An 18,520-nucleotide genomic window follows, 5' to 3' on the forward strand; every position below is an offset into this window, starting at 1 on the left:
GCGCACGACAGTCGGAAGATCGAAAAAGCACTCAAGAAGCAGAGCACCGTTGCCGTAACAGCATTCAAGAGCACGACAAACGCTCCGCACCCGACGAGGCAACCGACGCAACCTGCGGGTGAATGACCAACCTGATATCCCAGGAGAAAAATCATGACCCAGACGATCAACACCAACGTCGCCTCGCTCAACGCGCAGCGTAACCTCACCTCCTCCCAGAGCTCGCTGGGCACGACCCTGCAGCGCCTCTCCTCCGGCCTCCGGGTGAATAGCGCCAAGGACGACGCTGCCGGTCTCGCGATCGCCGAACGCATGAACTCCCAGGTGCGCGGCATGAACGTCGCAATCCGCAACTCCAGCGACGCCATCTCGCTCTCTCAGACGGCCGAAGGTGCGCTGGGCAAGATCGGTGATTCCCTGCAACGCATGCGCGACCTCGCTGTCCAGTCGGCAAACGGGACCAACACTTCCGGCGACCGTGACAACCTGCAACTCGAATTCCGGCAGCTTCAGGATGAGATCCTTCGTGTGACCAAAGACACGAAGTTCAACAACCAGGCGGTCCTTGCCGGCACGAACTTCACCTTCCAGGTCGGGGCAAACACGGGTGAAACCATTGGCGTCTCCGCGACTGCGGTCTCGGCGACGAACATCCAGAGCGCAGCGATGACCGGCGCCAGTGCGATCGCGGTCAGTGGCACAAACGCTGACGCAGCAGTCTCGGCCATCGCAGCGATCGACCTCGCAATTTCCGAGGTGGTCAAACAACGCGCAACCTTTGGTGCAGCGCAGACTCGCTTCGAGTCCGTGATCTCGAACCTCCAGGTCGCCTCCGAGAACCAGGCTGCCGCCCGCGGCCGCATCATGGACGCCGACTTCGCCGCCGAAACCGCGAACCTGTCGCGCACCCAGATCCTTCAGCAGGCCGGTACCGCGATGCTGGCGCAGGCGAACTCGCTGCCGCAGAACGTGCTGTCCCTGCTCCGCTGATTCTCGGCAAGCGTCATGAACCGATCGGCGCGGAGCGTAGAATACGCTTCGCGCCGTTGGCCCATCAGGAGGTCGAATCATGTCAATCCAACCCATCAACAACGCGTCGATGTCGATGCAGGCGATGACCGCCGCGCCGGTTCGCGATGCCCAAGCGGCACGCAACCAGGCCGATGCGCCCGCCGGCGGCTCCCGTGCCGCGGAAGCACGCGGAGAGATCATCCAGCAGAACATCAGTCCACAGGACCAGAATCCGCGCACTCCCGACATCGGCGAGGTGCAAAAGGCCCTCGAGGAGGTCGAGAAGGCGGTCGCGCCCATGGCGCAGAGCCTGCAGTTCTCGCTCGACAAGGATTCCGGCAGGACCGTGGTCAAGGTCATGGACACCGACACCAACGAGGTCATCCGCCAGATTCCGTCCGAAGAAGTGCTCGCCATCTCGAAGGCGGTCGATAAGCTGAAGGGTCTGCTCCTCAAGCAGCAGGCCTGAGCGGCAGGAGGGTAGCAACATGGCAATCAGCGCAGCAGGGGTCGGCTCGGGGCTGGACGTCGGCAGCATCCTCAACCAGTTGATGGCGGTCGAACGCCAGCCGCTGAGTCGCCTGCAGGAGCAGCAGAAGAGCTATCAATCCAAGCTCTCGGCGTTCGGGCAACTGCAGAGCGCCATGTCCAAGCTGCAGGACGCCGCAACGGCGCTGACCAAGTCGAGCACCTTCTCGGCCACGACGGCGAGCGCGGGCGACACCAAGGCGTTCACGGTCAGCTCGACCGCCTCGGCGCAGACGGGCAGCTACAACATCGAAGTCAGCCAGCTCGCCCGCGCGCAGCGCACTGCCACGAGCGCCACAACCGCACCCGATCTCAGTGGTGGTGGCTCGATCGACATTACCCTCGGCACAGGCACGCCGAAGACGGTCAATCTCGCGGCTGGGGGTACGCTGCAGGACCTGCGCGATGCGATCAATGCCGCCGATGCCGGGGTCAGTGCTCAAATCGTCAATAACGGCACGGTCAATCAGCTCGTCATCAGCAGCAAGGAAACCGGGGCAGCCAGCGCCTTCAAGCTCGAGGGCTTCGGCGGATTGAGCGAATTCAGCTTCGACCCCGCGGCACCCGCTGGCGACATGGTCTCGGTCCAGCAGGCCAAGGACGCGAAGCTCAGCATCGACGGTCTTGCGATCACTCGTTCCAGCAACACGGTGAGCGATGCGATCGAGGGCGTGACGCTAACACTCGCCAAGCCGACCGAAAGCGAAACCACCATGACCGTGGCCCGCAACGACGAGACGGCCAAGAAGGCGATCGACGATTTCGCCAAGGCGTACAACGAGCTCAATTCGCTGATCCGCAGTCAGACCAGCTACAACGCCGAGACCAAGAAGGCCGGCACCTTGAACGGCGACACCGGCGTACGGTCGATCCAGAGCCAGCTTCGCGGCGTCTTCGCAAATCCGATCTCGGGCCTGAGTGGCGCGACCATGCTGTCCGATGCCGGGATCAGCATCAGGACGGACGGGAGCATGTCGGTCGACAGCACCAAGCTTGCTTCAGCCCTTGCCGACCCCTCGAAGAAGATCGCTGAGCTCTTTGCCGGCAACGGCACCGTGGATGGCTTTGCCAAGACCTTGGAAACCCGCATCAAGGACATGCTTGCGACGGATGGCCTGCTGACGTCACGAACCGACGGCATCAATCGCACGATCAAGTCCTTCGATTCCCGCATTGAAGCATTCGAGTTGCGGCTCGAAAAGGTGCAGGCGCGCTACAGCGCGCAGTTCACCGCACTCGATGCCGCCATGTCGAGCATGAGCACAACCAGCGCTTACCTGACCCAGCAACTCGCCAACCTCTAAGCCGCACACTTCGGACGAGCGTTTCCAGGAGAGAAGAAAAAATGTTTGGAGGTTTCGGTAACCGCGCCGCCGCCTACGCAAAGGTCAGCGTCGAAACCGGCGTCAATACCGCCGACCCGCACAAGCTGATCCTGATGCTGTTCGACGGCGCCCTGCTGCAGGTGCGCACCGCCGGCATCGCGATCGGCAACCAGGACATTCCCGGCAAGGGCACGGCGATCTCCAAGGCGATCGAGATCATCATCAACGGCCTCAAGGTCAGCCTCGACATGAATGCCGGCGGCGAGCTCGCGCAGCGCCTCGCCGCGCTCTACGACTACATGAGCGAGCGCCTGCTCTACGCCAACCTGCACAACAGCCAGCCCGCGCTCGACGAAGTGGCGGGTTTGCTGGCGACGCTGCGCGAGGCCTGGGCGGAGATCCGCAGCCAGGTGCAGCCGAGCGCGGCGTGAGGCTGCGGCCGGGCGCATTTCTTGCATCGGCATTTGTTGCTTCTTGCTTTTCGTAGGAGCGACGCAAGTCGCGAAGCAACCGCAATCCCGATCGCCGCTACCCGTGCGATAGACGAGCCGGGCGAAGGATCGCCGCCGGTGGTGGTGGTGGGCGAGGAGTGCATTTCGTGACGGGGGTGATCGCGACTTGTGTCGCTCCTACAGGTGCGTGCTGCGCTGTTGTCGATAATCGAACCGCTTCCCGATGAGTCCTCTTCCGCCATGCTGACCCTGCCCACCCTCGCCGCCCTGCTCGAGCGCTACGAAGCGATGGCCGAGGCGGCGCGTGCGAACGACTGGGAGCGCCTTTCGGCGCTCGAACGCGAGGCCGCGGCGCTGCGCGAGGCGGCGCGAGGGAATACGTCGGGCGCAATGGACGACGCAGCCGCGCTGGCCAAGCTGCCGCCGGCTGACGCCGCCGAGCTGCGCGAGGGCATCGCGCGCCTGCTGGCGCTCGACGCCGAGATCCGCAGCCACACCGATCCCTTCCTCTCCAGCGTGCGCAAGCTGCTCTCCGCCGGGCGCCACGAGCGCGCGCTGCGCGACGCCTACGGCGCGTCCTCGCGCTGAGGCCGACGCGCCCTGACCGGCCGGGCCCGATGGAGCGCATGCGATGATCCCCTCCGACCTCGCCGCCCGCCTGCGCACGCTCACCGAAGCGAGCTTCTTCGAGACCGAGCCGCCGGTCCCCGGCCTGCAGCGCGCACGCGAGATCCAGGCGCGCCTGCCCGAGCTCGTGCCCGGCCAGCGCTTCCTGGCCACCCTGCAGCGCACCCTGCCCGACGGCAGCTTCCGCGCCGTGGTGGCCGGGCAGCAGATGACGCTGGCGCTCGACGGCTCGGCCAAGGCCGGCGACACGCTCGAGCTCGAGGTCACCCAGCTCACCCCGCGCACGGTGTTCGCGCGCGTGGTGGGCGGCGAGGCGGCCACGACCGCCGGCGCCTCGGCGCAACCGGCGCTGAGCCAGACCGGGCGCCTGATCAGCTTTCTGCTCACCGGCCAGCCGGTGCCCTCGGCGGCAAGCCTTGCCGGCAACCGCCCGCTGCTCGACGCTCCTCCCACCGCCGGCAGCCAGCTCGTGCCGGTGCTGCGCCAGGCGCTCGGGCAGAGCGGGCTGTTCTACGAATCGCACCAGGTGCAGTGGGTGCTCGGCAAGCTCGACACCGCCGCGCTGCTGCGCGAGCCACAGGGGCAGGCGGGCGGGGCGAACACGGCGGGAGGCGGAGCGGGTGCGAGCGCGGGAGGCGCGGCGGCGGCTGCAGCAGGCGGGGCTGCTGCGAGCGGACCCGGCGCGACAGCTGCCGCCGCTGCGGGCCCGGCCACCGCGACCGCAGGCCAGGCCGCCGGCACCACGGCCGAAACGGCCTCGCGCACGACGGAAGCCGCCTCAAGCCGCAGCGCCGCCGACACCGAGGCCAACCGCAGCGCCTCCACCACCGCACGTGCCGCCCTCGACGAGACCGCAGCCCCCCGCCCCGGCGCCATTCCCGAGCGCCTGATGCCGGTGGTGCACCAGCAGCTCGACGCGCTCGCCACCCAGCAATATGTCTGGCAGGGCCAGGCCTGGCCGGGGCAGAACTTCGAGTGGTGGATCGAGGATCCGCAGCATGAGGGCGAGCACGCCGGCGACGAGCCCGAGAACACCTGGAACACGACGCTGCGCCTCACCCTGCCACGGCTCGGCGGCGTCGAAGCCCGGCTCCACCTCACCCCCGCCGGTGTCGCCCTGCGCCTGGTCGCCGACGACCGCGCCACCCTGCAGACCCTGGACGGCGGCGCCGCCGCGCTCGCCTCGGCCCTCGAAGCCGCCAACCTCAAGCTCACCGGGCTGGTGATCGAGCCGCGCGCAGTGGCGCCGAATAGGGAGGTGGCGAGCGATGCCTGACAAGTACATCCTGCGACGCAACCAGGCCGCCGCCTGTACCAGCGGGCACCGAGCCGCCGCCCATGCCTGACACCCGCCCACCGCTGCGCAACGAGGCCGTCGCCCTCGCCTACACCGCCGGCGAGGCCGCGCCGCGCGTGGTCGCAAAGGGCAAGGGCGTGGTGGCGCGCGAGATCCTCGAGCGCGCGCGCGAGGCCGGGGTGTTCGTGCATGAGTCGCCGGAGCTGGTCGCGCTGCTGATGCAGGTCGACCTCGACGCCCGCATCCCGCCCCAGCTCTACGTCGCGGTCGCCGAGCTGCTCGCCTGGCTCTACCGCCTCGAACAAGGCGCCGAAGCCGGTGCCGCGCCGGTCGCCCGCGATCTGCCGGAGTCGCTGCGCCCGCGCCCGTCTTCTGCCGAACCATGAGACTGCCGCGCCGATCGCGACTTGGGTCGCTCCTACATCCCACCCCGGGCACCGCGGGCCTGCCGTAGGAGCGACGCCAGTCGCGATTCTGCCGGCAAGGACAGGCGCCGTTCGATTTCCACGCCCCGATGATCGCGACTTGCATCGCACCTGCGGGGCCTCCCGGACGCCGCGGCCTCGCGGGGCGCGCTACCACGCCCCCGGGGCGTGTCTCGTGATATAAGAAAACGAGTTTGTGCAGCAGCCGTGCGCTACCTCAAGCGACGAGCCCCAAGGCATGACGATCGACCAAGAAGACACCCGCATCGAACTCATCCACGCCGACGACGAGGCGAAGTACGTGCTGCGCGACGCGCGCGAGATCCTCGCCATCGTGCGCAACCTGCTCGGTGCGCGGGCGCTCGTGAGCGCACGGCTGGCGCCGGGCAACGAATCCGTGCTGTCCACCCTGGTCGCGGTCGCGGAAGACGGCACCAGCCTGCTGCTCGACGGCAGCGCCGACCCGCTGCAGAACCAGCGCATGGAGCGCGCCGACGCGCTCGACTGCGTGACCCAGCTCGACAAGGTGCGTATCCAGTTCCTGCTGCGCGGCCAGCGCCTCGTCGAGGACGGCGGCAGCCCGGGCTTCCGCGCGCCGCTGCCGGAAGCCCTGCTGCGCCTGCAGCGACGCGAGTTCTACCGCCTGCAGACGCCGATCTCGGAGGGGGTGAGCTGCACGCTGGCCCTCCCCCGTGTCGACGGCAGCCGGCGCGAGGCCGAGCTGCGCATCCTCGACATCAGCGGCGGCGGCGTGGCGATCGCGGTGCCGCCGGTGGGCGTGCACTTCGAGCCCGGAACCGAGTTCCCCGACAGCCTGCTGCGCCTGCCCGACACCGCACCGATTTCCGCGCGCCTGGTGGTGCGCAACCTCTTCCGCATCACCCGGCGCGGCGGCGCCGAGGTGCTGCGTGCCGGCTGCGAGTTCGCCGACCTGCCGCGCGGCGCCGAGGACGCGATCCAGCGCTACATCCTGCGCGCCGAGCGCACCCGCAACGCGCGCGAGCGCGGCCGCTTGTGAACCCGCGGCACCCCACCCGCCTCCCGACCCTGCCCAAGACACGATAGCCCCGCATGGCCGAACTCAGCACCCCAAGCCCCGCCAGCCCGGCACCGCTCGACGGCGGACGCGGCGACGAGCTCGAGAAATTCACCCTGCGCGGCGCGCGCCAGATCCTGCAGCTGCTGCAGGATCTCATCACCCACCGCGGCTTGATCACCGCCCACACCGGCGGCGGCCACTCCTTCATGACCGCGGTGCTGAAGGTGGACGAAGAGCGCGGGCGCGTGGTGCTCGACCCCAGCCCCGACCCCCAGGCCAACCGCCGTGCGCTCGCCGCGCCGCGCCTGACCTGCGTGACCCAGCTCGACGGCATCCGCATCCAGTTCCCGCTCGTCGGCCTCGGCGAAGGCCAGGACAAGGGCCGCCCCGCCCTCTTCGCACCCCTGCCCGCCGAGATGCTGCGCCTGCAGCGGCGCGAGTTCTACCGCCTGCAGGTACCGCTCGCGCACGAGCTGAGCTGCCTGTTGAAAGCGGAGGACCTCGCCCGCAAGCCGGTGGAGGTGAGCGCACGCGTGATCGACATCGGTGCCGGAGGGGTGGCGGTGGTGGTGCCCGCGGGGGCGGCGGAATTCGTCATCGGCGGCACACTGCCGGCCTGCCGCCTCGCGCTGCCGGACGGCGAGCCGATCGAACTCGACCTCGAGGTGAGAAACCTCAACCGCCAGACGCAGCGCAACGGCACCGAACAACTGCGGGTGGGCCTGCGCTTCGCCGCCCTGCCGCGCGCTGCGGACACCCGCATCCAGCGCTACATCTTCAAGACGGAACGCGCGCTCAACGCCAAGGCACGCGGAGGCCTGTAGGCTTGATGCCAAGCCTTTCCGCAGCGCCCCGGTCGCGACTTGCGTCACCTGCATCCCACCCGAGACGCCGGGGGTCTTCGTAGGAGCGACGCAAGTCGCGATTCCGGCGCTCGAAATGCGCGACAACGCCCCGGTCGCGACTTGCGTCGCTCCTACGGGAGAACCGCGGCGAAGCCGGTCAGACCGGCATGTTCATAATGTCCTGATACGCCGTGACCAAGCGGTTGCGGACCTGGACCATCTGCTGGAAGGACATGCTGGCCTTTTGCAGGTTGACCATGACGTCCTGCAGATTGACGTTGGGGTCGCCGGCGGAGAAGTTTTGCGCCATCGCGCGCGCCTCGCCCTGGGCGGCGCTGACGTCTTTCAAGGCGGTGTTGAGCACGTCGGCGAAGTTGACGCCTCCCGCGGGCGCGTCCGCGGCGGGTGCGGCCTTGCCTTGCGCGGCCTGCGACACCGAGCGCAGTTCGCTCAGCATCTGGTCGATTCCACGGGTGTCCATAGCGTAATCCCCCGGCTTCAGGGTGGTCGGTGACGTCAGTGTAGCAGAGCAAATCGCGTGCCAGAGCCGCCGGGGACGCGCGGTCGTTGCGGTTTTCGTAGGAGCGACGCAAGTCGCGACGACGGCGTCGGCACTGATTCCATGCGCCCGATCGCGACTTGCGTCGCTCCCACAGGCGCCTTCGGAAGAGGGTTGACTTGCCGTAGGAGCGACGCAAGTCGCGAGCGGGCGATCGTGCAATCCGGTGGCCGATGGGCGGCCGGAAAGGGCTGCGGGGCCGGGATCGCGACTCGCGTCGCTCCCACAGGGCGCCCGGTCTCACACGTCGTGGCCCTCCTCGCGGTATTGCTGCAGCTTGTAGCGCAGGGTGCGCTCGGAGATGCCGAGCTTTTCCACGGTCTTCTTGCGCGAGCCGCCGAACTCGCGCAGCGTGGCGAGGATGTGCTCGCGCTCGAGGTCTTTCATGTTGGTCGGGCGCTCGGGAGCCGGACCGGCCGTGCCGGCCCCGGCGGCCTGCCCGCTACCCGACTGCACGGCCGCGACACCCCCCTGCATCCCGGGAGAAGCGGCAAGCCCTGCCGCCCCGCCGGCAGAATTTGCCGGCTCCGGCTTCCATTGTGGCAAGCACAGGCGGATCGTCTCGGCGCTCACCTCGTCGCCCTGGGTCAGGATCAGCACGCGGTGCATGATGTTTTCCAGCTCGCGCACGTTGCCCGGCCAGGCGTACTGCGGCAGCAGCGCCTCGGCGGCGGGCGAGAAGCGCACCTGGCGCTGCTGGCGGGCGGCGTGGCGGGCGAGGAAGTGGCGCGCCAGCGGCACGATGTCGCCCGGGCGCTCGCGCAGCGCGGGGATGGCGATCGGGAACACGTTGAGGCGGTAATACAGATCCTCGCGGAAGTGCCCGGCGGCGACCTCGCCGAGCATGTCGCGGTTGCTGGTGGCGAGCACGCGGATGTCGAGGGCCACCGGCTTCTTGCCGCCGACGCGCTCGACCTCGCGCTCCTGCAGCACGCGCAGCAGCTTGGCCTGCAGGCCGAGCGGCATCTCGGAGATCTCGTCGAGCAGGATGGTGCCGCCCTGGGCCTGCTCGAACTTGCCCGGCTGCGCCGCCTGCGCACCGGTGAAGGCGCCCTTCTCGTAGCCGAAGAGCGTGGCCTCGAGCAGGTTCTCGGGGATGGCCGCACAGTTGATCGCGATGAAGGGGCCCTTGGCGCGCGGCGAATGCTGGTGGATGTAACGCGCGAAGACCTCCTTGCCGGTGCCGGACTCGCCCGAGAGCATCACCGTCGCATCCGACTCGGCCACGCGCGCAGCGAGCGCGAGCAGGCCGCGGGTGTGGGGGTCCTCGGCGATGGTGTCCTCGCCCGCGGGCTGCACCGCGGCGTAGCGGCGCACGCTCTCGAGCAGCACCTCGGGCTCGAAGGGCTTCATCAGGAAGTCGCAGGCGCCGCCGCGCATCGCCGCCACCGCCTTGTCGACGTCGCCATAGGCGGTCATCAGCAGCACCGGCGTCTGCGGCCGGCGCGCGCGCACCTCGTGCAGCACCTGCAGGCCGTCCATGGGCTGCATGCGCAGGTCGGTGACGACCAGGTTGAAGTGCTCGCGCTCGATCGCCGCGAGCGCCGCCGCGCCGCCATCGACGCCGACGACGCGGTGGTGCGCCATCTCCAGCGTGAAACAGACCGCGTCGCGCAGCGCGGCGTCGTCCTCGACGACGAGGATGTTGAGGGTCTCGATCATGGGTTCTCTTGTGCGCCAATGGGCGCCGCCGCCAGCGGCACGACGAGGGTGAATTCCGCGCCCTGCCCGGGCGCGGAGCGCAGGGTGATGTCGCCGCCATGGGCGCGCGCGACGCCGCGGGCGATCGCCAGGCCCAGCCCGGTGCCTTCGGCGCGGGTGGTGAAGAAGGGCTCGAAGAGGCGCTCCTGCAGCTCGGGGGCGATGCCGCGGCCGCTGTCGCGCACCGTGAAGCGCACCGCGGGCGCGCCCACGCCGGCGTCGGCGGCGCCGACCAGCACGGCCTCGCAGCGCAGCGTGCCGCCCGCCTCGCAGGCCTGGATGCCATTCTCCAGCAGGTTGGTGAGCGCGCCGCCGAGCGCCTTGCGGTCGCCGACCAGTTCGGCCGCGCCGCAGGCGCAGTCGGCCGCGAACGCCACCTGGCGCGCGCGCGCCACCGGTTCCAGCGTGTGCGCGAGCTCGGCGAGCAGCTCGCACACCGCGAAGCGCTGACGTCCGGCGCTGTCGCCGCGCGCGAACAGCAGCATGTCGCGGATGAGGCGCTCGAGGTAGCGCAGGCGTTCGAGCGCGCGGTCGGCCACCATGGCGCGCTGCGCCGGGTCGAGCTCGGGCTGGCGCAGGTTGCCGGTGTATAGCAGCGCGGCGGCGAGCGGCGTGCGCAACTGGTGGGCGAGCCCGGCGACCATCTCGCCCATCGCCGCAAGGCGCTCGTTGCGCTCGGCGGTCAGGCGCATGCGATGGGTGTCGGTGACGTCGTGAACGAGCAGGATGCGCTCGGCACCGGAGTCGAGCTCGGACTCGGACAGGGCCAAGCGGCGCGGGTCGCCATCGACCGCGGCGGGGTCGCGGCGCAGCACGAATTCGCCCGGGGTGCCGCTATCTTCGAGGCGGGCGGCGAGCTCCGCCCACGCCACCCCGGCAAGCCCGCCTCCGAACAAGCTCTCGGCAGCGCGGTTGGCCTGCACCACGGTGCCGGCACGATCGACCACCAGCACCCCGGCGGGCAGTGCCCCCATCAGCACCGACAGGCGTTCGCTGAGCTGGCCGACCTGGGCCTGCAGCGCGGCGTAGGCGGTGGAGAGCTCCTCGGAGGCGCGGCTGAAGAGCGCGAAGGCCTCGGCGAGCTGGGCGGCGTCGAGCACCGGCGCCGCGGCGGGCATGCTCCCTGCTTGATCGGAGGCGACGACTGCGGCCCGCATGGGAAGGTCCGAATCCGTTTTCACGGGATGCACTCTAAATACACAGGCCGCCATGGTAGCCGGCAAACAGGCGGCAAAAAATGCCGCTTTTCACGCCACGAGGCTTGCACGCGCGGACGCACAATGCCGCCATCCGCCAAAGCGTATGCAACAGGACCGCCATCATGGCCGCAGCAGAAAACACCGCCGACCTGCCTCCGGGCGCCGCCCCCGCCGATGCGCAGGCGACGACGCGGATGCAGCAGGCGCTGCAGAACCTCGCCGCGCTCAGCACGCGCCAGAAGATCGCCGGCGCGGTCGCCATCGCGCTGGCGATCGCGCTCGTGGCCGGTTCCCTGCTGTGGAACCGCGCCCCGGAGTACGCGGTGCTGTTCTCCAACCTCGACGAGCGCGACGGCGGACAGATCATCGCCGAGCTGCAGCAGCGCAACATCCCCTACAGGATGTCGCCCACCGGCCACGCCATCCTGGTGCCGCAGGCGCAGGTGCATGAGACGCGGCTGCGTCTGGCGGCCGACGGCCTGCCCAAGGGCAGCCTCGCCGGCTTCGAGCTGATGGACGGCCAGAAGCTCGGCATCTCGCAGTTCAACGAGCAGGTGAACTACCAGCGCGCGCTCGAAGGCGAGCTGACCCGCACCGTGCAGGCGATCGACGCGGTGGCCAGCGCCCGGGTGCACCTGGCGATGCCCAAGCAGACCGCCTTCCTGCGCGACGACCAGCGCCCCACCGCCTCGGTGATGGTGAACCTGCGCGGCGGCCGCATCCTCTCGCCCGACCAGGTCGCCGGCATCGTGCACCTGGTGTCGTCGAGCGTGCCACGCATGCACGCCGAGGGCGTGAAGATCGTGGACCAGAACGGCAAGCTGCTCACCGAGCAGGCCGACCCGCTGCTGCGCGCCGGGCTCGACGCCACCCAGCTCGAATACGTCCGCCTGCTCGAGCAGGGCTTCATCGAGCGCATCGACAAGATCCTCGCGCCCCTGGTGGGCAAGGGCAACTACGGCGCCCAGGTGGCGGCCGACGTGGACTTCAACCAGGTCGAGCAGACCGCCGAGACCTACAAGCCCAACCCCACACCCGACCAGGCGATCCGCAGCCAGCAGACCAGCGAGGCCTTCAACCCGCAGCCGGGCGCGCAGGGCGTGCCCGGCGCGCTCACCAACCAGCCCCCGGTGCCGGCCACCGCGCCGATCACCAACCCGCAGGTGGCCGGCGGCGGCGGCGCGCAGGGCCTGGCGAGCGGCAACCGCAGCGCGGTGCTCAACTACGAGCTCGACCGCAACATCCAGCACGTCAAGCAGGCGGTCGGGCAGATCAAGCGCCTGTCGGTCGCGGTGGTGGTGAATAATCGCACCCTCCCCGGGCCCGACGGCACGCCCACCAACGTGCCGCTGCCCGACGAGGAGATCGCGCGCATCACCAACCTGGTGCGCGAGGCGGTGGGCTACAACGCCGACCGCGGCGACACCATCAACGTCGCCAGCGGCGCCTTCGCCGATGACGGCAGCGGAGCCGCACCGCCGCCGTGGAAGGATCCGGAGATCGTCGCGCTCGGCAAGGAAGGCCTGAACTGGCTGCTGGTTCTGATCGCGATCCTGTTCGCCTACTTCGGCGTGATCCGCCCGCTGCTGCGCACCGTGGTGCCGCCCAAGCCGAAGGAAGAGAAGAAGGGCGCCGCCGCGGGCGAGGAAGGCGCGGAAGGCGAAGAGGGCGAGGAAGGCGTGCGCGTCACCCTGTCCGGCGAGACCGGCGAGGGTGAAGAGACGGAGACCTTCGAGCAGCGCCTCGAGCGTGCCCGCGCCGCGGCGCGCAACGATCCCAAGATGGTCGCCAACCTGATCAAGGACTGGATGGGCATGAACGAGGAGGCGCGCAAGTGACGACACCCGAGGAAGGCCTGGAGAAGGCGGCGCTGCTGCTGATGACCCTCGGCCCCGACGCCGCCGCCGGAGTGCTGCGCCAGCTCGGCCCGCGCGAGGTGCAGAAGCTGACCATGAAGATGGCCTCGATGACGCCGCAGTCGCGCGAGACCGTGGAGCCGGTGCTGATCGAGGTGAACGAGCACTTCGGCAAGGGCTCGATGATCCAGTCCGACGACGACCAGCTGCGCGAGATGCTCACCAAGGCGCTCGGCGACGACCGCGCCAACCAGCTGCTGTCGCGCATGATGAGCGGCTCGGAGACCGCCGGCATCGAGAGCCTGAAGTGGATGGACGCGGCCACCGCCGCCGACCTGATCAAGGGCGAGCACCCGCAGATCATCGCCACCATCCTGGTGCACCTCGAGTACGACCAGGCCGGCGAGATCCTCAAGCATTTCGACGACCGCCTGCGCAACGACGTGGTGCTGCGCATCGCCACGCTCGACGGCGTGCAGCCGACCGCGCTGAAGGAGCTCAACGACGCCCTCACGCGCATGCTCTCGGGCGCGACCACGGTGAAGAAGGCGGCCATGGGCGGGGTACGCCACGCCGCCGAGATCCTCAACTTCGTCGGTTCGGGCGCCGAGACCGCGGTCATCGACAACGTGCGCGAATACGACCCGGAGCTGGCGCAGAAGATCCTCGACGAGATGTTCGTGTTCGAGAACCTGCTCGACATCGACGACCGCGGCATCCAGTCCATCCTGCGCGAGGTGCAGTCCGACTCGCTGATCATCGCGCTCAAGGGCGCCCCGCCCGAGCTGCGCGAGAAGATCTTCAAGAACATGTCCTCGCGCGCCGCCGAGATGCTGCGCGAGGACCTCGAGGCGCGCGGCCCGGTGCGACTGTCCGAGGTCGAGGCCGAGCAGAAGGAGATCCTCAAGACGGTGCGCCGCCTGGCCGAGGAAGGCCAGGTCATGCTCGGCGGCAAGGGCGGGGACGATGGCTTCGTGTGATCCCCGCGCCGCCCGCATGCGGAGTTCGCCCGCGGCGCACCCGTGCGGCCGCGCGGGAGGAAGCGCGTGGCGCGGCCCAGGGTGGAACCCGCGTGGAGACAGGAGGATCGTGCCGTGAGCATCTCGCGCCACCAGGCGGTCGGCGCCTACCGGCGCTGGGAACCGGAGGACTTCGATGCCCCCGCCGGCAAGGGCTCGGCACCGCCGCCGGAAGCCTTCGCGCCCGCGGATCTCGCAGGCCTCGTGCAAGCGGCGCCCGCGCCCTCCACAGCCTCGCCGCCCATTGCCCCCCCCGCGCCGGAGCCCGCCCCGTCCCCGCCCGCAGCCGACTCCGTCGCCGCGCTGCCGCCCGATTTCCACCTGCCCACCGCGGAGGAGATCGAGCGCATGCACGACGACATGCGCCGCGCCGGCTTCGAGGAAGGCCGCGCGGCCGGCCACGCCGAGGGGCTGGAAGCCGGGCGTGCCGAAGGCTACACCGAGGGTCGTGCACGGGCCGAGGCCGAGGCTGCGCGCCTGGCCGGGCTCGCCGACAGCCTGGACGAGGCCTTGCGCGAGCTCGACGGCGAGATCGCCGAGCAGCTGATGGCGCTGGCGATCGAGATGGCGCGGCGGATGGTGAAGCTCACCCTTGCCGAGCACCCCGAGGCCATCCTCGGGACGGTGCGCAGCGCGCTGCTCCAGCTGCCTCAGGGCCACGCCCACATCCAGCTCCACCCCGACGACCTCGCCCTGGTGCGCGAGCACCTTGGCGAACAGCTCGCCCACGCCGGCCACCGCCTGCAGGAGGACGCCCGCCTCGAACGCGGCGAGTGCCGCATCGACGGCCAGGGCGCGCAGGTGGATGCGACGCTGGAGACGCGCTGGCGGCGGGTGCTCGAATCCATCGGCCACGAGCGCGCGCGCTGGCACGTTGCGGAGGAAGCGGAGGCGGGCGACGCGACCGGCCCGGTTGCCGACACCGCCCCGCCCGCGCCGGAGCCGCCGGCATGAACCGTCACCAGGCGCTGTGGCGCGACTTCCTCGGCGACGGCCGCCGCCTGGTCGAGGGCTGCAACCCGCTCGAGGTCTCCGGCCGCCTCACCCGCATCAACGGCCTGGTCATGGAAGCGGCCGGCATCAAGCTGCCGCTCGGGTCGGGCTGCCGCATCCTGGTGCCCGGCGGCGGCGCGGTCGAGGCCGAGGTGGTCGGCTTCAACGGCGACAAGCTCTACATGATGCCCACCGACGACGTCTTCGGCCTGGCGCCCGGCGCGCGCGTGCTGCCGATGGAAGTCGGTGTGCCGCGCCTGGTCCCGGGCAAGCGCATCGGCCCGCGCCGGCGCGCCGCCGACCGCGCCAAGCACCTGCCGGTGGGCGACGCCCTGCTCGGCCGCGTGGTCGACGGCGCCGGCCGCCCGCTCGACGGCCAGGGCCCGCTGCACACCCAGGAGACGCGCTCGCTGCAGGGGCGTGCCATCAACCCGCTCGCACGCGCGCCGATCGCACAGCCGCTCGACGTCGGCGTGCGCGCGATCAACGCGCTGCTCACCGTCGGCCGCGGCCAGCGCCTCGGCCTGTTCGCCGGTTCCGGCGTGGGCAAGTCGGTGCTGATCGGCATGATGGCGCGCTACACCGAGGCCGAGGTCATCGTCGTCGGGCTGATCGGCGAGCGCGGCCGCGAGGTCAAGGAGTTCATCGACCACAGCCTGGGCCCCGAGGGCCTGGCGCGCTCGGTGGTGGTGGCGGCGCCCGCCGACACCAGCCCGCTGATGCGCATGCAGGGCGCGGCCTATGCCACCACGGTGGCGGAGTACTTCCGCGACCAGGGCAAGCAGGTGCTGCTGATCATGGACTCGCTGACGCGCTATGCGATGGCGCAGCGCGAGATCGCGCTCGCGATCGGCGAACCGCCGGTCACCCGCGGCTACCCGCCGAGCGTGTTCGCCCGCCTGCCCGCGCTGGTCGAGCGCGCTGGCAACGGCCCCGAGGGCGGTGGCTCGATCACCGCCTTCTACACCGTGCTCGCCGAGGGCGACGACCAGCAGGACCCGATCGCCGACGCGGCGCGCGCCATCCTCGACGGCCACTTCGTGCTCTCGCGCAATCTCGCCGACCAGGGCCACTACCCGGCGATCGACATCGAGCAGTCGATCTCGCGCGCGATGCACAACCTCGTCGGCGACGACCACTTCAACGTGGTGCGCCAGTTCAAGCAGTTCTTCTCGCGCTACCAGCGTTCTCGCGACCTGATCGCCGTCGGCGCCTACCAGCCCGGCGGCGATCCCCTGCTCGACATGGCCGTCAAGCTCTACCCCAGGCTCGAAGCCTTCCTGCAACAAGGCATCCAGGAACACGAAACCTACGAGGGTGCCCTGCAGAAGCTGGCGCAGGTGTTCGGGTGAGAAAGGCACGAGGCGCAAGCGCTCCCGCTCGCCCGTAGGAGCGAAGCCAGCCGCGATCGGGCGGCGAAGCTGCGCCGCCGCGGGGCCGAAGCGCCGCGATCGCGACTGGCGTCGCTCCTGCACCCGCGACATCGATCGCGAGCATTTCGTCACGGTCGAGGACGAGCCGACCGAAATATGCCCACCTCGGGCATCCGGCGAACGGCTAGAATGCTGTTTGCAACGCCCCCGTGACACGACGCCGATGCCCGCCTCCTTCCACCTCCAGCCCCTGCTCGACCTCGCCAGCACCCGCACCGACGAGGCTGCGCGTCGCCTGGGCGAACTCGTCGCCGCCGAACGCGACGTGGAACAGAAGCTGAAGATGCTCGAGGACTATCGCACGGAATATCACGAGCGCTTCGTGCAGGCCGCGCGCGACGGCCTGAGCGCGGACGCATGGCGCAACTATGGCGCCTTCATCGCCAAGCTCGACGACGCGATCGCCGCGCAGCGCAAGGTGGTCGAGCAATCGCGCGCGCGCACCGTCGAGGGCCAGCAGGCCTGGCTCGCCCAGCGCACCAAGCTCAAGGCCTTCGACACCCTCGCCCAGCGCCACCAGCACGCGGTCGCGCGCAGCGAGGCGCGCCAGGAGCAGAAGCAGTCGGACGAGCACGCCGCCCGACGCGGTGGCGAGGACGCCTGACGCGGGAAGCCGCGGCAGCCGCCCGACCCGGTGACACACCCATGGCATGAGGCTTGCTTTTGATGGGCTGTCGGATCGTCCGCGATCCATCGCATCCAGCCCACGAGAGGCCCGCAACCATGTCCGCACCGTTCTCCCCCTCCAGTCTCGGCAACGTCGCGCAGCTTCGCCTCGGCGCGCAGCAGGCCCGCATCGGCATCTCCGCCCTGGACGGCCTGGGCGCGCAGCCCGACAGCTTCTCGCGCACGCTCGAGAACCGCATGAACACGCCCGAGCCGGCGCCGCGCAAGCCCGAGTCGCCCCCCCCGGCCCCGCGACCGCCCGAGCGCACGGCCTCCGCCGAACCCGCACGCGAGCCCGAGCGCCCTGCCGGCAGCGGCCCCGCCGCGGGTGACCGCAGCGCCGGGCCCGCCACACAGGCGGACGCAGGCAAGGCCGCCGCTTCCGGTACGTCCGCACCTGACAAGGGCGCTACGGACGCTCGCACCGGCGGGGCGGGCGCCGCCGCCGACGAGGACGCCGCCACCGCGCAGGCGGACGCCGCCGGCGAAGCAGCCGATGCCGCCGCTTCGCCGCAGGCCGTCGCGAGCCAGGCGGGCCACGCCGCGCGCCTCGCCGCCCTGGCCGCGGGCGCCGTGGTCGATGCCGACGCAACATCTGCCGATACGGTCACCGCGACGGCAAGCTCGCCCACCGACCCGGCAGCCCTTGCCGGCCTGCCGGCAGCGATTGCCGCACTGCTCGCCGGTCGCGCCGAAGCCCCCTCCGGCGCGGATGCGACCGGCTCCGAAGCGGGCACGCTGCAGCTGGTTGCGGACGGCGGGCGCAAGTCGCTTCAGAATTCCGCACTGCTGCCGAAAACCGATCTGTCGGCCACGGCTGGCGGCAACACCGGTCCCGATGGCAACGCCACGCCGGCCTTCCTGCTCCAGGGCCGCGAGTTCGCCGCCGCAACCATGGCGGCTCGCGGCGCGAGCGGCGCCGGTGCAGGCGGCACCGCGGCGGATGGCCTCGAGGTGCCGGGCACGAGCAACGCGAACGGCAACCTGCCGGCCGGCCTGGCGCACACGCATGGCGCGACACATCTGCTGCGCCAGGCGTCCTCCGCGCACGCCGCATCGCCGCAGCTGCCGGTGGCGACCCCGGCCGGCGAGCAGGGCTGGGCGGAAGACGTCGGCAATCAGGTGCGCTGGATGCTCGGCCGTGCCGAGAGCAAGGCCGAACTCGTGCTGACGCCGCCGAACATGGGCAAGCTCGAGGTGTCGATCAACCTCGCCGGCGACCAGACGACGGCGCAGTTCATCGCCTCGAGCCAGGCCGCGCGCGACGCGCTCGAACGCGCGCTGCCGCAGCTGCGCGAGGCGCTGCAGCAGGCCGGCATCCTGCTGGGCGACGCCAACGTGAGCACCTCCGGCCAGGGCCGCGAGGGCGATGGACGCGAAGGCAGCGGCGGTCGTGGCGAGCGCGGCGAGGCGGGCGCGAGTGGCCACGCCGGCACCGGCGGTGCCGGGGTGTGGCTGAAACAGCAACAGGGGATGGTCGACACCTTCGCCTGAAGCGCGCGAATTGGGGCGGGCTTGCCCCACTAATCGGCGCTTTGGCGGGTG

18 protein-coding genes are annotated in these 18,520 nt (G+C 70.4%); 15 read left to right on the forward strand and 3 right to left on the reverse strand.

Translation table 11 applies throughout. From position 1 onward, the window contains the following. Positions 1 to 153: 153 nt before the first annotated feature. The 9 genes from ACZ5PP_RS06130 to ACZ5PP_RS06170 all read left to right on the forward strand — a co-directional run bounded on the left by ACZ5PP_RS06130 (position 154) and on the right by ACZ5PP_RS06170 (position 7,528). A complete protein-coding gene (locus tag ACZ5PP_RS06130) occupies positions 154 to 990 on the forward strand; it encodes a flagellin N-terminal helical domain-containing protein (RefSeq protein WP_004305649.1) in 837 nt (278 codons plus the stop codon). Between the two features lie 79 nt (positions 991 to 1,069). Continuing rightward, the gene (locus tag ACZ5PP_RS06135) at positions 1,070 to 1,480 is read left to right on the forward strand and encodes a flagellar protein FlaG (protein ID WP_004305648.1); all 411 of its coding nucleotides are present in this window, start codon (positions 1,070 to 1,072) and stop codon (positions 1,478 to 1,480) included. Between the two features lie 19 nt (positions 1,481 to 1,499). Continuing rightward, positions 1,500 to 2,843 (forward strand): flagellar filament capping protein FliD, encoded by a 1,344-nt coding sequence (gene fliD / locus ACZ5PP_RS06140; protein ID WP_012585736.1) that lies wholly within the window; start codon positions 1,500 to 1,502, stop codon positions 2,841 to 2,843. Between the two features lie 41 nt (positions 2,844 to 2,884). Continuing rightward, a complete protein-coding gene (gene fliS / locus ACZ5PP_RS06145) occupies positions 2,885 to 3,295 on the forward strand; it encodes a flagellar export chaperone FliS (RefSeq protein ID WP_004305645.1) in 411 nt (136 codons plus the stop codon). A 261-nt stretch (positions 3,296 to 3,556) separates the two neighbouring features. Then, positions 3,557 to 3,904, forward strand: coding sequence for a flagellar protein FliT (locus tag ACZ5PP_RS06150; RefSeq protein WP_464826896.1), 348 nt, complete (start codon positions 3,557 to 3,559; stop codon positions 3,902 to 3,904). A 43-nt stretch (positions 3,905 to 3,947) separates the two neighbouring features. Continuing rightward, on the forward strand, positions 3,948 to 5,219 hold the full coding sequence (gene fliK / locus ACZ5PP_RS06155) for a flagellar hook-length control protein FliK (RefSeq protein WP_464826897.1): 1,272 nt from the start codon (positions 3,948 to 3,950) through the stop codon (positions 5,217 to 5,219). A 62-nt stretch (positions 5,220 to 5,281) separates the two neighbouring features. Then, entirely contained in the window at positions 5,282 to 5,626 is a 345-nt protein-coding gene (locus ACZ5PP_RS06160; RefSeq protein ID WP_004321904.1) for an EscU/YscU/HrcU family type III secretion system export apparatus switch protein, read from the forward strand. 277 nt (positions 5,627 to 5,903) lie between these two features. Next, complete coding sequence (locus ACZ5PP_RS06165) at positions 5,904 to 6,683, forward strand: flagellar brake protein (RefSeq protein WP_004321903.1); 780 nt, start codon at positions 5,904 to 5,906, stop codon at positions 6,681 to 6,683. Positions 6,684 to 6,736: 53 nt separating this feature from the next. Next, positions 6,737 to 7,528 carry a flagellar brake protein gene (locus ACZ5PP_RS06170; protein ID WP_043746450.1) on the forward strand — a complete coding sequence of 264 codons (792 nt, stop codon included), beginning with the start codon at positions 6,737 to 6,739 and terminating at the stop codon, positions 7,526 to 7,528. A 178-nt stretch (positions 7,529 to 7,706) separates the two neighbouring features. On the opposite strand, the gene fliE is transcribed toward ACZ5PP_RS06170, so the two are convergent. The 3 genes from fliE to ACZ5PP_RS06185 all read right to left on the reverse strand — a co-directional run bounded on the left by fliE (position 7,707) and on the right by ACZ5PP_RS06185 (position 10,927). Beyond that, entirely contained in the window at positions 7,707 to 8,030 is a 324-nt protein-coding gene (fliE, locus tag ACZ5PP_RS06175; RefSeq protein ID WP_004321899.1) for a flagellar hook-basal body complex protein FliE, read from the reverse strand. A 318-nt stretch (positions 8,031 to 8,348) separates the two neighbouring features. Then, on the reverse strand, positions 8,349 to 9,770 hold the full coding sequence (locus ACZ5PP_RS06180) for a sigma-54-dependent transcriptional regulator (RefSeq protein ID WP_004321897.1): 1,422 nt from the start codon (positions 9,768 to 9,770) through the stop codon (positions 8,349 to 8,351). Further along, entirely contained in the window at positions 9,767 to 10,927 is a 1,161-nt protein-coding gene (locus tag ACZ5PP_RS06185; protein ID WP_004321896.1) for a sensor histidine kinase, read from the reverse strand. Before ACZ5PP_RS06185 ends, ACZ5PP_RS06180 begins: the two co-directional genes overlap by 4 nt. A 203-nt stretch (positions 10,928 to 11,130) precedes the next feature. Here ACZ5PP_RS06185 and fliF point away from each other — a divergent pair, with 203 nt between their 5' ends. The 6 genes from fliF to ACZ5PP_RS06215 all read left to right on the forward strand — a co-directional run bounded on the left by fliF (position 11,131) and on the right by ACZ5PP_RS06215 (position 18,469). Then, positions 11,131 to 12,846: a flagellar basal-body MS-ring/collar protein FliF gene (gene fliF, locus ACZ5PP_RS06190; RefSeq protein WP_043746453.1), complete on the forward strand. Its 1,716-nt coding sequence runs from the start codon at positions 11,131 to 11,133 to the stop codon at positions 12,844 to 12,846. Continuing rightward, positions 12,843 to 13,844, forward strand: a complete 1,002-nt coding sequence (fliG, locus tag ACZ5PP_RS06195) for a flagellar motor switch protein FliG (protein ID WP_004321893.1) — start codon at positions 12,843 to 12,845, stop codon at positions 13,842 to 13,844. The genes fliF and fliG overlap by 4 nt, the downstream gene beginning before the upstream one ends. 114 nt (positions 13,845 to 13,958) lie before the next feature. Next, entirely contained in the window at positions 13,959 to 14,837 is an 879-nt protein-coding gene (locus tag ACZ5PP_RS06200; RefSeq protein WP_043746455.1) for a flagellar assembly protein FliH, read from the forward strand. Further along, the gene (gene fliI, locus ACZ5PP_RS06205) at positions 14,834 to 16,228 is read left to right on the forward strand and encodes a flagellar protein export ATPase FliI (protein ID WP_012585740.1); all 1,395 of its coding nucleotides are present in this window, start codon (positions 14,834 to 14,836) and stop codon (positions 16,226 to 16,228) included. Before ACZ5PP_RS06200 ends, fliI begins: the two co-directional genes overlap by 4 nt. 244 nt (positions 16,229 to 16,472) lie before the next feature. Next, positions 16,473 to 16,913 (forward strand): flagellar export protein FliJ, encoded by a 441-nt coding sequence (gene fliJ, locus ACZ5PP_RS06210; RefSeq protein ID WP_004328705.1) that lies wholly within the window; start codon positions 16,473 to 16,475, stop codon positions 16,911 to 16,913. A gap of 119 nt (positions 16,914 to 17,032) precedes the next feature. Beyond that, positions 17,033 to 18,469, forward strand: coding sequence for a flagellar hook-length control protein FliK (locus ACZ5PP_RS06215; protein ID WP_012585741.1), 1,437 nt, complete (start codon positions 17,033 to 17,035; stop codon positions 18,467 to 18,469). Positions 18,470 to 18,520 lie beyond the last annotated feature (51 nt).

It is taken from the genome of Thauera sp. DNT-1, assembly GCF_055393985.1.